At 55.8% G+C, this 12,674-nt stretch carries 18 protein-coding genes; 6 read left to right on the forward strand and 12 right to left on the reverse strand.

Annotated features, from left to right (window positions below; genetic code table 11):
- Window positions 1-15: 15 nt before the first annotated feature.
- Genes AB3X39_RS12885 through AB3X39_RS12900 form a run of 4 tightly spaced genes read right to left on the reverse strand, consistent with a single transcriptional unit; the run spans window position 16 to window position 2,428 of the window.
- Complete coding sequence (locus AB3X39_RS12885) at window positions 16-456, reverse strand: ExbD/TolR family protein (RefSeq protein WP_369417783.1); 441 nt, start codon at window positions 454-456, stop codon at window positions 16-18.
- Window positions 437-1,099 (reverse strand): MotA/TolQ/ExbB proton channel family protein, encoded by a 663-nt coding sequence (locus AB3X39_RS12890; RefSeq protein WP_369417784.1) that lies wholly within the window; start codon window positions 1,097-1,099, stop codon window positions 437-439. Before AB3X39_RS12890 ends, AB3X39_RS12885 begins: the two co-directional genes overlap by 20 nt.
- Before the next feature lie 28 nt (window positions 1,100-1,127).
- Entirely contained in the window at window positions 1,128-1,937 is an 810-nt protein-coding gene (gene dapB, locus AB3X39_RS12895) for a 4-hydroxy-tetrahydrodipicolinate reductase (protein ID WP_369417785.1), read from the reverse strand.
- Window positions 1,934-2,428, reverse strand: a complete 495-nt coding sequence (locus tag AB3X39_RS12900; protein ID WP_369417786.1) for an outer membrane protein assembly factor BamE — start codon at window positions 2,426-2,428, stop codon at window positions 1,934-1,936. The genes dapB and AB3X39_RS12900 overlap by 4 nt, the downstream gene beginning before the upstream one ends.
- A gap of 189 nt (window positions 2,429-2,617) precedes the next feature.
- Between AB3X39_RS12900 and fur the strand changes: the two genes are divergently transcribed.
- Window positions 2,618-3,100, forward strand: coding sequence for a ferric iron uptake transcriptional regulator (fur, locus tag AB3X39_RS12905; RefSeq protein WP_369417787.1), 483 nt, complete (start codon window positions 2,618-2,620; stop codon window positions 3,098-3,100).
- On the opposite strand, the gene hprK is transcribed toward fur, so the two are convergent.
- From hprK to hpf, 3 genes are all read right to left on the reverse strand, one after another.
- Complete coding sequence (gene hprK / locus AB3X39_RS12910) at window positions 3,072-4,031, reverse strand: HPr(Ser) kinase/phosphatase (protein ID WP_369417788.1); 960 nt, start codon at window positions 4,029-4,031, stop codon at window positions 3,072-3,074. The two genes, fur and hprK, sit on opposite strands and share 29 nt — an antisense overlap.
- Window positions 4,028-4,498, reverse strand: coding sequence for a PTS sugar transporter subunit IIA (locus AB3X39_RS12915; RefSeq protein ID WP_009453148.1), 471 nt, complete (start codon window positions 4,496-4,498; stop codon window positions 4,028-4,030). The genes hprK and AB3X39_RS12915 overlap by 4 nt, the downstream gene beginning before the upstream one ends.
- A gap of 171 nt (window positions 4,499-4,669) precedes the next feature.
- Window positions 4,670-5,014 carry a ribosome hibernation-promoting factor, HPF/YfiA family gene (gene hpf / locus AB3X39_RS12920; RefSeq protein WP_009453147.1) on the reverse strand — a complete coding sequence of 115 codons (345 nt, stop codon included), beginning with the start codon at window positions 5,012-5,014 and terminating at the stop codon, window positions 4,670-4,672.
- Between the two features lie 233 nt (window positions 5,015-5,247).
- Between hpf and AB3X39_RS12925 the strand changes: the two genes are divergently transcribed.
- Window positions 5,248-6,114, forward strand: coding sequence for an NYN domain-containing protein (locus tag AB3X39_RS12925; RefSeq protein WP_369417789.1), 867 nt, complete (start codon window positions 5,248-5,250; stop codon window positions 6,112-6,114).
- Window positions 6,115-6,239: 125 nt separating this feature from the next.
- Entirely contained in the window at window positions 6,240-6,482 is a 243-nt protein-coding gene (locus tag AB3X39_RS12930) for a hypothetical protein (protein WP_369417790.1), read from the forward strand.
- Here the strand turns inward: AB3X39_RS12930 and AB3X39_RS12935 are convergent.
- Together AB3X39_RS12935 and corA are read right to left on the reverse strand one after the other, a co-directional pair.
- Window positions 6,457-7,302, reverse strand: a complete 846-nt coding sequence (locus AB3X39_RS12935; RefSeq protein ID WP_369417791.1) for an NUDIX hydrolase — start codon at window positions 7,300-7,302, stop codon at window positions 6,457-6,459. The two genes, AB3X39_RS12930 and AB3X39_RS12935, sit on opposite strands and share 26 nt — an antisense overlap.
- Before the next feature lie 17 nt (window positions 7,303-7,319).
- Entirely contained in the window at window positions 7,320-8,285 is a 966-nt protein-coding gene (gene corA / locus AB3X39_RS12940; protein ID WP_369417792.1) for a magnesium/cobalt transporter CorA, read from the reverse strand.
- A 191-nt stretch (window positions 8,286-8,476) separates the two neighbouring features.
- On the opposite strand from corA, the gene metX reads away from it, so the two are divergent.
- The gene (metX, locus tag AB3X39_RS12945; RefSeq protein ID WP_369417793.1) at window positions 8,477-9,613 is read left to right on the forward strand and encodes a homoserine O-succinyltransferase MetX; all 1,137 of its coding nucleotides are present in this window, start codon (window positions 8,477-8,479) and stop codon (window positions 9,611-9,613) included.
- Window position 9,614: 1 nt separating this feature from the next.
- A complete protein-coding gene (gene metW, locus AB3X39_RS12950; protein WP_369417794.1) occupies window positions 9,615-10,217 on the forward strand; it encodes a methionine biosynthesis protein MetW in 603 nt (200 codons plus the stop codon).
- Here metW and AB3X39_RS12955 read toward each other — a convergent pair.
- Window positions 10,212-10,634: a hypothetical protein gene (locus tag AB3X39_RS12955; RefSeq protein ID WP_369417795.1), complete on the reverse strand. Its 423-nt coding sequence runs from the start codon at window positions 10,632-10,634 to the stop codon at window positions 10,212-10,214. The genes metW and AB3X39_RS12955 overlap by 6 nt on opposite strands.
- Between AB3X39_RS12955 and AB3X39_RS12960 the strand changes: the two genes are divergently transcribed.
- On the forward strand, window positions 10,633-10,818 hold the full coding sequence (locus tag AB3X39_RS12960) for a hypothetical protein (RefSeq protein WP_369417796.1): 186 nt from the start codon (window positions 10,633-10,635) through the stop codon (window positions 10,816-10,818). The two genes, AB3X39_RS12955 and AB3X39_RS12960, sit on opposite strands and share 2 nt — an antisense overlap.
- Window positions 10,819-10,924: 106 nt before the next feature.
- Here AB3X39_RS12960 and AB3X39_RS12965 read toward each other — a convergent pair whose 3' ends face one another.
- Window positions 10,925-12,352: an NAD(P)(+) transhydrogenase (Re/Si-specific) subunit beta gene (locus tag AB3X39_RS12965; protein WP_369417797.1), complete on the reverse strand. Its 1,428-nt coding sequence runs from the start codon at window positions 12,350-12,352 to the stop codon at window positions 10,925-10,927.
- Complete coding sequence (locus AB3X39_RS12970) at window positions 12,352-12,672, reverse strand: NAD(P) transhydrogenase subunit alpha part 2 (RefSeq protein ID WP_369417798.1); 321 nt, start codon at window positions 12,670-12,672, stop codon at window positions 12,352-12,354. Before AB3X39_RS12970 ends, AB3X39_RS12965 begins: the two co-directional genes overlap by 1 nt.
- Window positions 12,673-12,674 lie beyond the last annotated feature (2 nt).

Consider the following 12,674-nt stretch of genomic DNA (forward strand, 5'->3'; position numbering starts at 1 on the left):
ATCACTGATCGGGGTTCAGGGCGCAGCCGAGGCAGCCACGCCGCCCGGCTCTGCCACAAAGGCTATGCGGTTCAAGCCCACTTTTTGCAACTGGCCGATCAACTCGGCCACGCGGCCATAGGGCACGGCTCGGTCAGCGCGCAGTTGCACTTCGGCATCCGGCATCTGGCGGGCTTGGTCGGCCAGCCGGGCCGCCATCTGGGTGGGCAGGATTTTTTCTTCACCAAGATAACTGGCACCGTCAGCAGCGAGGGCCAGCGCAATGAAAGTCGGGGTGGCTTCGGTGACAGCCGGCGCGTCGGCTTTGGGCAGATCGAGCTTCAAGCTGGCGGTCATCAAGGGCGCGGTGATCATGAAGATCACCAGCAGCACCAACATGACGTCGATCAGCGGCGTCATGTTGATGTCACTCATGGGCTGCGGCGCCCGGGTGCGTTCAAGCCGACCGAAGGCCATGGTCTTGCAACACCATTTCACGCAGATCGTGCGCGAAGCCTTCGAGCTCCGCCTCGCACGCCCCGACCCATTTGCCGAAGACGTTGTAGGCCAACACCGCCGGGATCGCCACCGCCAAGCCCGCAGCGGTCATGATCAGCGCTTCACCGACGGGGCCGGCCACCTTGTCGATGCCCATCGAGCCCGAGGCCGACATGCCCAGCAGCGCGTGGTAAATCCCCCACACGGTGCCAAAAAGACCGATGAACGGCGCGGTGGCCCCAATCGAGGCCAACAACACTTGGCCGAACTGAAGCTGGGTCAAGACCCCATGCAAAGCATCGCGCAGACGGCGCGTGAGCTGCGCACCCACGTTGCCCGCAGCTTCCAAGGTGCCCGCAGGCGATGTTTGCAGGGCCGCGTCAAGCAGCGGCAACGCCACTTGCTCGCGGTCCAGCGCTTGCATTTGCAAACGCGCCGCCGCCCAATCGGGGGCGGCCCAAAAAGCCGGCACCGCCAAGGCCAGATCCCGACGAGCGCGAACCAAGATCCAGCTCTTCCAAAGAATCAACACCCAGGCCGACATCGACATCAAAAGCAGCACCGTAGCGACCACCCGGTGGATGGCGTCGCCTTCGGACCAAATCTGCCAAAAACTTCCCATGGAACGGTCGCCTTCGCGGTTCAGGTTCTCAGCGCAGGCCGAGCACGTCGTCCATGCCGTACAGGCCGCTGGATGACGTGGCAAGGAAGCGCACAGCGCGCAAGCTGCCCTGCGCGTAGGTCGCGCGGCTGCTGGACTTGTGCGTCACCTCGATGCGCTCGCCGGTACCCATGAACATCACGGTGTGGTCTCCCACCACATCGCCGCCACGCACGGTGGCAAAGCCGATGGTGCTCGGATCACGCTCGCCAGTCACGCCCTCGCGGCCGTACACAGCGCAGGTCTTCAGATCACGCCCAAGTGCCTCGGCCACCACCTCGCCCATCTTCAGCGCCGTGCCGCTGGGCGCATCGACTTTGTGGCGGTGATGCGCTTCAACGATTTCGATGTCGTAGCCTTGGCTGAGCGCACGCGCTGCCATGTCAAGCAAGCGCAGCACCACATTGACGCCGACGCTCATGTTTGGCGCCATCACGATGGCGATGTCCTTCGACGCCGCTTCGATCTCCGCCTTTTGCTCAGCGCTAAAACCTGTGGTGCCGATGATGAGCTTCACGCCCAGCTCGCGGCACATCGCCAAGTGCGCCATCGTGCCCTCGGGACGGGTGAAATCAATCAAGTATTCAGCGTTGCTCAGTCCGGCTCGCAGCTCAGATTGGGTGATCACCCCGCTGCTTTTGCCCAGAAAAGCCGAGGCATCCACGCCCAAGGCCGGGCTGCCCTCGCGGTCAAGGGCCCCTGCAAGTTGGCAGTCATCCGCGGCCAACACGGCCTCGATCAACATATGACCCATGCGGCCGGTACAGCCAGCCACGGCAATTTTGTGCATAGCGCTCATCGCGTCGTTGTCAAAGGTTCAAGGGGAGGATAGTTGCGCATCGGCGCACTGGCCGCATCAAGAGGTGGTTTGATCGCTTCAACCCGATTCGGCAGGGGCAAGGCTGCCACTTGAGCCTCACTCAAGACCAGCGGTCGATCACGTTTCTCGGATTTTTTGACCTCAATCGACGCAACGAAGGCCTGCTCAGTGGGCAAGGCATCCGCATCAAACCGGCTAACCCGATCTTTTTCAAAATAAACCGTCACTCGGCGTGTTTGGGTCACCACCCCTTGATGACGCAAACTGAAGATGTAATCCCAACGATCTCCATGAAAAGCGTCAGCAAGCAACGGTGACCCGAGCAACATGCGGACCTGATCTCGATGCAACCCCGGGCGCAACTGCGACACCATGTCTTGGGTCACCACATTGCCTTGGACCACATCAGCTCGATATGGTTTGAAGCGCCACCAAGCCACGTCTCCCCCTGCGGTACTGCAAGCAGACAAGCTGAAAGCAACAATCAAGAGAAGAAATCGGCTGCCAAAGGGCCGCAATGAACGCATAGGAACCAGACAAAAGAAGGCTAGAACGCCACAAAGGGGGACCGATATGATCCGGGCATTCTAGCGGTGTCGCCTCTAGCCTCATCGCCACCCTCCACAGATCACTTTGAATCACCAGCCGCACACCACACCATGACCAACGCGGAAGAAATCAAGAGTACGGGTCTCAAAGCCACCCTGCCCCGCATCAAGATCTTGGAAGTCTTTCAACAGGCGCACCAGCGTCACTTGGCCGCTGAAGATATTTTCAAAATCTTGCTGGCTGAAGGCACTGAAATTGGCTTAGCCACCATCTACCGAGTGCTGCTCCAGTTTGAACAGGCGGGCATTTTGATCCGCAATCACTTTGAGAGTGGCAAATCGGTCTTTGAACTCAACGAAGGTCAACACCACGACCATCTCGTCTGTCTAGACTGTGGTCATGTCGAGGAGTTCTGTGATGCCGAGATCGAATCTAGGCAGCGCGCTATCGCCCAAGAGCGAGGCTACCTTCTACAAGAACACTCGTTAGCGCTGTACGCTCACTGCCGACGCGCACCCTGTCCGCATCGCGTGGCCTGTCTCCGTGAAGGAGAAAACCTCGGTATCAAAAACCTGGATCCCCTTGCTCCATGAGCAATCGGTGACGCTGAACAAAGTCACGGTAAGTATCGATACCCCGCAACTGCAAAATCGTGTTGCGAACAGCCGCTTCAACCAAGACAGCCAAGTTTCGTCCAGCATCGACAGCAATCACGACTTTACGCACTGGAATATCAAGCACGTTCTCGTAGAGCGGCTCGTACGGCAGTCGCTCGAACTCGCGTTCCAAAGTATCCCTGCGCACCAGGTGCACGATCAGCTTGAGCCGCATTTTTCGACGCACCGCCGTTTCACCAAAAATCGCCTTGATATCCAGCAATCCGATGCCCCGAACTTCCAACAAGTTGGCCAAAAGCTCAGGGCAGCGGCCCTCAACGGAGGCCTGAGACACGCGGTAGAAATCAACCACGTCATCGGCAATCAACCCATGCCCACGAGAGATCAGCTCTAGGCCCAACTCGCTTTTACCCAACCCGGATTCACCCGTCAGCAAAACGCCCAAGCCAAGGATGTCGATGAAAACGCCATGGCGAGAGATGCGATCCGCAAAGTGCTGTGCAAGGTAGCCTCGCAAGACGTCAATCACGTGCCCCGCAGACTCTCGGGTCACGAACAACGGTATTTCAGCACGCTCACACATCGCCACCAACCGGTCAGACGGCATACAGCCGTCCGCAATCACAATGGCAGGCGGCTCAAGCGTGACGATGCGAGAGATACGGCGTTCTTGCGTTTCCGCATCAGCTTGATGTAGATACGCTGTTTCACGAACGCCAAAAATCTGTACCCGGTATGGGTGGATGTAGTTCAGGTATCCGACCAGATCAGCAGCAGACTGCGCATTGCGAATGGCCGATTCATCGAAATGCCGCTCGGGATGCGCATGTCCTGCAATCCACTCCAAGTGCAATGTGGTGCGATGGACTTCGAAAAGTGCTTCTGCACTGATGACTGTTGGCTTCAAGCGACTGATTTCAAAGGTTCCCAACGCGAAATCAGATCGTGCACTTTGGCGGCATCCGGCTCGGTTTTGAGGCGGTCCCGCAACTCTCGATCCGATAAGAGCTCGGCGATGGCAGACAAGATTTCCAAGTGTCGCTGTGTGGCGGCCTCGGGCACCAGAAGAAATATCAGGAGACTGACCGGTTCGTCATCGGGCGCATCAAAAGGAATCGGGCTGGACAAACGCAAAACCGCAGCCAACGGATTTTTGAGGCCCTTGATCCGCCCATGGGGAATAGCCACTCCGTGACCAAGACCGGTAGAGCCCAGTCGTTCCCGCGCGAAAAGGTTATCAGCGACAGTCGCGCGCGCGACAGCATGTCGATTTTCAAACAACAGGCCAGCTTGCTCAAACGCGCGCTTCTTGCTAGTAGCGTCCACGCTCACAACAACATTGGAAGCCGGCAAAATAGCAGCGAGACGGTTCATCGATTTCGATGGTTACATCGGTCAAGGACCGGTTGGACGCCATAGCAACAAAGGGCGCTAATTATAGGAACCCTACAAGAAGCGCCCACTTGAAATATGTGCAACCTCAAAGGTCACACGACGGGCAACCGCCAAGATGAACCTAACATCTTCAAGCGGCAGCCCTCTGTCTCAAGCGACATCACCGGCCACGGTCCGCTTGTGCGACTCGTGATGGTGATCCTGAACCCGATCCTTATGCCGAACCACTTGGCGGTCCAGCTTATCCATGGTTTGATCAATGGCTGCGTAAAGATCCTCGTGGGAGCTTTCTACAAAAATGTCTTTGCCCTTTGCATGCAAAGTCACTTCAGCACGTTGACGTTTTTCTTTTTCTTTCTGTTTTTCCACCGTCAGCAAGACGTTGACATCAACCACTTGATCAAAGTGCCGCGTCACTCGGTCTAACTTGGTGAGAACGTACTCCCGCAGAGACGGTGTCACTTCCAGATGATGGCCACTGATCGTCAGGTTCATGGTGCCTCCTTTCAAGAGGTTTGGAGAGATCTTGTTGATAGACGGGAAAAATGAGTCCCCGTCGAGGAGTGTGACGACTTCAACACCGGATGACAAGCCGTGAATCTCATCAAAGCAAAAAATACGCCGCTTATACTCGAATCGATTGCTGCCATCCCCGTCCTGACATAGCAACATTGGACGATGCGGCCTACCCCTTCATCACTATGCGTGAATAAACCTACGGAGATTTCATGGATCGATACGCCGTTTTCGTCGATGCAGGCTACTTGATCGCTGCTGGCGCCCAAGCAGCATTTGGATATCAGGTACCACGTAAGCATGTGTCCATCCTGAATCCGGGGGACTTGATTGCTGCCTTGATTGCCCGAGCATCGGAAGCTGCGGATGGACTGCCTCTACTAAGGATCTATTGGTACGACGCCATGCCAGGCCCGCGCCTATCCTTGGAACAAAACACGCTCGCGATGCTCCCCGGCGTGAAACTACGGCTCGGGGCGCTGAACTGCTCAGGTGAGCAAAAAGGCGTTGATGCCATGATCGTGACTGACGTCATCGAACTTGCTCGCAACGGAGCCATCGCAGACGCCGTGCTCATCTCGGGCGATGAAGATCTTCACATTGCCATTCAACTGGCTCAATCTTTCGGAGTACGTGTTCACATCTTGGCCGCAGGGGATCCAACCAAGAATGTGAGCCCATCCATTCAGATGGATGCCGACTCAGTCCGGAGCTTGTCCTCTGAATGGTTAGCGCAACATCTTCATCGACACGAGCCCCAAGAGGGAACGTTCTCGGAAGTGAGCAATCCGGGTCAAGGGACCGATCCATCAGCGCCGAACGAATCCATGCCCCTCGAAGAGGCCGCAGAACTGATTACCGAAGAGTTGCTGAGCGCAACCCCGGAACAACTGGTTCCACTACAGGCGCACTTCCAGTTCAATCAGGTGGTCCCGCCCGAGTTTGATCGCAAGCTCATCGCCAAAACATCTCGTTTGTTGGGCCGACAATTTTCGGGAGAAGACATGCGACGCATCCGTGGCATCTTCGTGCGATTGGTTCGAGCCCGTGGCGTCACAACAGCTTCTCAAGCACAGTGAAGGTTGTATTTAATCAACAAATAATTCATCGGTAACAAAAATCGACGTGAAAAATCACACGCAGTGACTTTTTCACGCTACCTTTCAGCACCGTCACCGTAAACGACTTGACTGAAGGCGCGTTCATGAACACGAAATCACCGGTAACAGCAAGCCATTTTGATTGGTTCTCTGGTTTGCTCAAGGCTCTCCTGATTGCCATCACCATCCCCGCCGCTGCCGCAGGTTTCTTGTTTGCGCTCGTCGTGGCGCCCGCTCTTGTCGTGGTTCTCAGTGGTCGCGCCGCACTCTCGGCCGTCCGTGTACGGAGAAATCAGGCTGATTTCTCTTACAGGGCCCATTTCAGCGGCCCGACCCACACGTACTGACCGCTCCGACAGACCGGCGCCAGACCTCATCGAGTCCGTTTTCTGGCGATGGCGTTCCAATCAGTGCGTGTCGTTGCAAAAAGTCCAGGGTCGTGATGGCCGCGTCTGCCGTAAACCGCGCCATTTTTAAACCAACCACGATTTCTTGAATCGCCAGCAAGAAGTACGCATCGACTTCTCCGTCTTGATTCTGTGGCTCGACTTCACGAGGTAGCGCCAAGTCGTAGACATAAAGCCGCTGCCTGTGCTGCCCACCAGCATCTTGGCGATCCACCTGATATACATTTCGCAACAAGGCTTGTTGCATGCAAGAGGCAGACAATCCTGCCTCTTCCCAACCTTCACGAATCACAGCCTCGTCAGGAGTCTGCGGCCAAGGAACGCCACAGCCAACGAGGTTGTCAAGCAACCCAGGATCCGTCGCCTTACTTGACGCCCGCTTGCCGACCCACAGGTGACTGGGCCGCCCGCGATGATCCACGATGAATCCATTGCAGTGCGCCCCAACCGTCTTCAACCCCAGAAACTTGGCCGCAGCGCGCTCAATCAAAGCAATCGGCTCATCTTTCGTTTCTTCGCGTACGGCGTAGAGCTCACCACGCCACCCGATGTGCCCCATGCCATGCAACTCATCGGCCAATTGAGCCAAGACAGCGTCGGGCGAGGCGCCTTCACAAAGTAAACACAGCGAGGGTGCGCAAGCGCAGACATCTTCTCGCCATCGCACGACAGCACTGTTCAGCAACACCTGCTTTTGCTGCGCATCGATCCAACCGATGCCATAAACAGCCTCATCGATCTGAATCGTCAATCGAATCATGGCGCCATGAGCCGCCACTACCGCAACCAACCCTTACGCCGGAAGTAAATGAACGGGGCAGCCACGGAAGCCACCATCAGACACAACGCAAAGGGATACCCCCATGGTTGATCTAACTCAGGCATCGATTTGAAGTTCATGCCATAAATGCTGGCAATCAATGTTGGCGGCAACAAGGCCACGGAAGCCACTGAGAATATTTTGATGATTTTATTCTGATTGATATTGATAAAACCAACGGTCGCATCCATGAGGAAGTTGATTTTATCGAAAAGAAAGGCAGTGTGTGAATCGAGTGAGTCAATATCACGCATGATCTGACGGGCCTCTTCAAATTGCTCCGCATTCAGCATGCGACTGCGCATCATGAAACTTAAGGCGCGGCGCGTATCCATGACATTACGTCGAATCCGACCATTCAAATCTTCTTCACGCGCAATCGCCGTCAATGCTTCACCAGCAGCATGGTCATCAACATCTTGCTTCAAAACACGATGACTCACTTTTTCAAGTGAGTCATAGATACCTTCAAGCGTATCTGCAGAATACTCAGCATCCGCATCATAGAGTTTCAACAGCACATCTTTAGCATCCTCAATCAATGCTGGAATACGCCTTGCCCTCAAACGTAACAACCTAAAAACAGGTAGATCTTCTGCATGCACGGAAAAAAGAATACCGGCATGGAGAATAAAAGCGACGCGAACATTTCGCGATGTTTCTCCATCTTCGATCAAGAAGTCTGATCGAATATGAAGTTCACCGTTGTCTTCCTCGTAGAAACGAGCAGACTCCTCAAGATCGTCATCAACGATATTCTCCGGAATAACAACCCCAAAACGAGCACTGATCCACTCTTTTTCTTCGCGGGTTGGTGCCTCAAGATCGACCCAGACAGGCTGGACTTGAGTCTGCTCGATCGCACTGGTTTCGATCTCTTCCTGAAACAAACGACCATTCGACAACCGGAACACATTCAGCATGCAAGCCCCTGCGGAGTCGGTGCAACCATGCACCAAAGGTGGAAAGAGGTGAAGGGAGAAAGTGCCCGACGCGCGCATTATCCCACCGGCAAGAAGGCATACCGATATACTCGCCAGCCTCAGATCACCTCCATTTTTGGCAGTCTGCGCAAGACCCCATCGGGTTTGGCGCCATCTCATCACGGGCACCCATGGGTTCGGTCGGTATCGTTTCTCCTCAGTCACACCATTTCGTCGATGCGCTTGCGCTCAGAAGTGGTGCCCAGCTACGCGATTACACCCTGTTCTACGAAACCTATGGCTCGCTGGCTGAGGATCGCAGCAACGCTGTCTTGGTGTGTCATGCCCTCAATGCCAGTCATCACGTGGCTGGAACGTACTCCAACCAAGCACGCAGCGAAGGCTGGTGGGATAACTTGGTGGGCCCAGGAAAGCCCTTGGATACCGATCGATTTTTTGTCATTGGCATCAACAACCTCGGCTCGTGTTTTGGGTCAACCGGCCCAGCGCACCCGAACCCAGATGCAGCGATCCCCGGCACGCCCTATGGGGCTGATTTTCCCGTCGTCACCGTCGAGGATTGGGTCGATGCCCAAGCTCGACTCTTGGATGTTTTGGGCATTTCACAACTTGCCGCTGTGATTGGGGGCAGTTTGGGCGGCATGCAAGCCTTGAGCTGGTCGATTCAATACCCCGAACGACTGCGCCATGCCATCGTCATCGCCAGCGCGCCCAATCTATCGGCACAAAACATTGCCTTCAACGAGGTGGCTCGCCAAGCGATCCTGACCGATCCCGATTTTCACGGCGGCCATTTCTACGCTCACAACACCCTGCCCCGCCGTGGCCTTCGCGTGGCCCGCATGATTGGACACATCACGTATCTCAGCGATGATGTGATGGATGCAAAATTTGGTCGCGCTCTGCGCAATGCAGAAATCAGCTACAGCACTCAAGCTGTTGATTTTGAAATCGAAAGCTATTTACGCTATCAGGGCGACAAGTTCAGCGAATACTTCGATGCCAATACATATTTGCTCATCACCCGAGCCTTGGATTATTTTGATCCCGCATCCAACTTTGAGGGTGATCTCAGTAAGGCGCTTGAGAAAAGCCTCTGCAAATTCTTGGTGATCAGCTTCACCACAGATTGGAGATTCTCACCCGCCCGCTCAAGAGAAATCGTCAAGGCGCTGGTCGATAATGCCCGTGATGTTTCTTATGCAGAGATCGATGCCCCGCATGGTCACGATGCTTTCTTACTCGAAGACCCACGCTACCACCGCATCTTAGCTGCTTACTTTGATCGCATCTCGTCAGAGGCATGATATGAACCAAAATCACACCTTATCCGTGATCGCGGACATGGTTCCACAAGGTAGTCGTGTTCTCGATCTAGGCTGCGGCGGTGGTCATTTCCTTGCCATGCTTCAGAAGGAAAGAGGCTGCCGTGGATACGGCATCGAACTCAATGACGACAAGATTCTTGAGTGTGTGCAAAAAGGTGTTTCCGTGATGCAGAGAAATCTCGAAGAGGGATTATCTCTTTTTGATGATCATAGTTTTGATGTGGTCCTGCAAATCGACACTCTGCAAAACATTCGAAATACCGAGCAGATGCTCAAGGAAACCGTTCGTGTCGGACGGATGGGCATCATCAGTTTTCCAAATTTTGCCCACTGGCCAAATCGGTTATCCGTCCTGAAGGGCGCCATGCCGGTCACCAAAGTGCTGCCTTATCAATGGTTCAACACGCCCAACATCCGGGTCGGAACCTATCGTGATTTTGGACATCTCGCCCGGGCATGCGGCTTGAAAGTCGTGGCCTCTTTCGGGCTTCACCAAGGCCAAGTCGTGTCACCGCTTTGGGCCAATCTGCTGGGCAGTACAGCGGTCTTTCAGGTGGTGCGCAACGACGCACCTCATTCATAAACCCAGGGCTCGTCGCACCACGCGGGCCACGCTTTCGCCCCGAGTTTTGGCCACTTCTTCGACAAAACGCTGGGCCACCACTTGCAGTTCCTGCAAGTCCCGAGCGCGCTCAATATCGAGGCTGAATCGATAGCCCTTGAAAAGCCCCAAGGTTTCCTTGACCAACGCATTGAGCCCGTCATAGAGCTCGACATATCCCAAATTCACCGCCTTCGGGGACGATGATGAGCTCGCGGGAGCATCCTCCACGGTCTCCGACTTGGCCGCAGCCACATTCGCAGCCATCACTGGCACAGCGGCCACGACGGGCGGGCGGGTGCTGGCCTTGTTGTCGCCACCCGTCTTGACAGCGATCGCCTCGATCAAACCGGCCTCGATCAGCGCCGCCCCATCATGAGAGTTGGAGCCCTGAACCATGGCCAACCACTCGGGCAAGGATCGGGAAGAATCGATGATGAGCAGAAGATTCCGCGCCGTGCGCGACAAAGTCAGTGCACGCGTCCGGATTTCGATTCGGCCCTTTTCTGTTTTGGAATACCGCTCAACCATCACCTGCGCCTCATACGAAGTCGTGAGTGTAGGGATTCCTGTGCAGGAATAACGCAACCCTTCTCACCATCATTCGCTACTCTTTGTGACAACGGGGGAACCGAACCTCCGGAATCCCCCGTTGAAGTATCCATCAGGCGCAGATCACGAGCACGCCATCATTCGATCGCCTTGACCATGTCTTCCACGACCTTCTTGGCATCACCGAACACCATCATGGTTTTATCCAGATAGAAAAGTTCGTTGTCCAAGCCAGCATAACCCGCAGCCATGGAACGCTTGTTGACGATGATGGTCTTGGCCTTGTAGGCCTCCAAGATCGGCATGCCGTAGATGGGTGAGCCCTTCTGCAACGCAGCCGGATTCACCACGTCGTTGGCACCCAAGATGATGGCGACATCGGCCTGACCGAATTCAGCGTTGATGTCTTCCATTTCGAAGACTTGGTCATAAGGCACTTCGGCCTCGGCCAACAAGACGTTCATGTGACCCGGCATACGACCCGCCACCGGATGAATCGCGTATTTGACCGAAACGCCCTTCTCGGTGAGCTTGTGCGCCAGTTCCTTGACCGCATGCTGAGCTCGCGCCACCGCCAAACCGTAGCCCGGCACGATGATCACGCTCTCGGCGTTGCCCAAGATGAACGCAGCGTCATCCGAGCTGCCGCTCTTGGCCGTGCGCTGCGGGGTGTCGCCCGCCACGGCCGCCGTGGCATCCCCACCAAAGCCACCCAAGATCACGTTGATGAAGGCGCGGTTCATCGCCTTACACATGATGTAGCTCAGGATCGCGCCCGAAGAGCCCACCAAGGAGCCGGCAATGATCAGCATCGAGTTGTTCAGCGAGAAGCCGATACCGGCTGCTGCCCAGCCCGAATAGCTGTTCAGCATCGACACCACCACCGGCATGTCAGCGCCACCGATCGGGATGATGATCAGCACACCGAGCACAAAGCTCAGCGCCAGCATCGCAAAGAACGCGGTCCAGCTGCCCGTCGCCATGAAGGCCAAGCCCAAGCCCACCGTCGTCAGACCCAGCACCAAATTCAGCATGTGCTGACCGGCAAACACCACCGGCGCACCTTTGAACAAGCGGAACTTGTAGGTGCCCGAGAGCTTGCCGAAAGCGATGACGGAACCACTGAAAGTGATGGCGCCAATCGCCGCGCCCAAGAACAACTCCAAACGGTTACCCGCCGGAATCGGCTCGTCTGCGCTATGCACAATCCCGAAAGCCATTGGCTCAGCCACGGCGGCCACAGCGATGAACACCGCTGCCAAACCGATCATGCTGTGGAAGAAGGCCACCAGCTCGGGCATCTTGGTCATTTCGACCGTCTTGGCGCGCCAAGCACCGTAACCACCCCCAGCCACCAAACCGAGCAAGACCCAAGCCAGGCCCGCCATATGACCGTCGGCCAGCTTGATGATCAACGCTGCGGTCGTCACCACAGCGATGGTCATGCCCGTCATGCCGAAAAAATTGCCGCGAATCGAGGTGGTCGGATGTGACAGCCCTTTAAGCGCCTGAATGAAGCAGACGCTAGCCACCAAATAAAGCAGTGTGACGAGATTGAGGCTCATTACGCACCCTCCTTGGTGGACACAGCCTTCTTGTCCTTCTTCTTGAACATTTCCAGCATGCGCCGCGTGACCAAAAAGCCACCAAACACATTCACCGCAGCCAAAGCAACCGCGAGCACGCCCATGGAGCGACCCAAGGTGGTTTCAGTCATGCCCGCAGCCAGCATGGCACCGACGATGATGATGGCCGAGATCGCGTTGGTCACTGCCATCAAAGGCGTGTGCAGAGCCGGGGTCACGGTCCAAACGACGTGGTAGCCGACGTAAATCGCCAGCACGAAGATGATCAAATTGATCAGGGTAGGGGAAACGGTTTCCATCG

The organism is Leptothrix ochracea (genome assembly GCF_041083635.1).
Taxonomy (GTDB): Bacteria; Pseudomonadota; Gammaproteobacteria; order Burkholderiales; family Burkholderiaceae_C; genus Sphaerotilus; species Sphaerotilus ochraceus.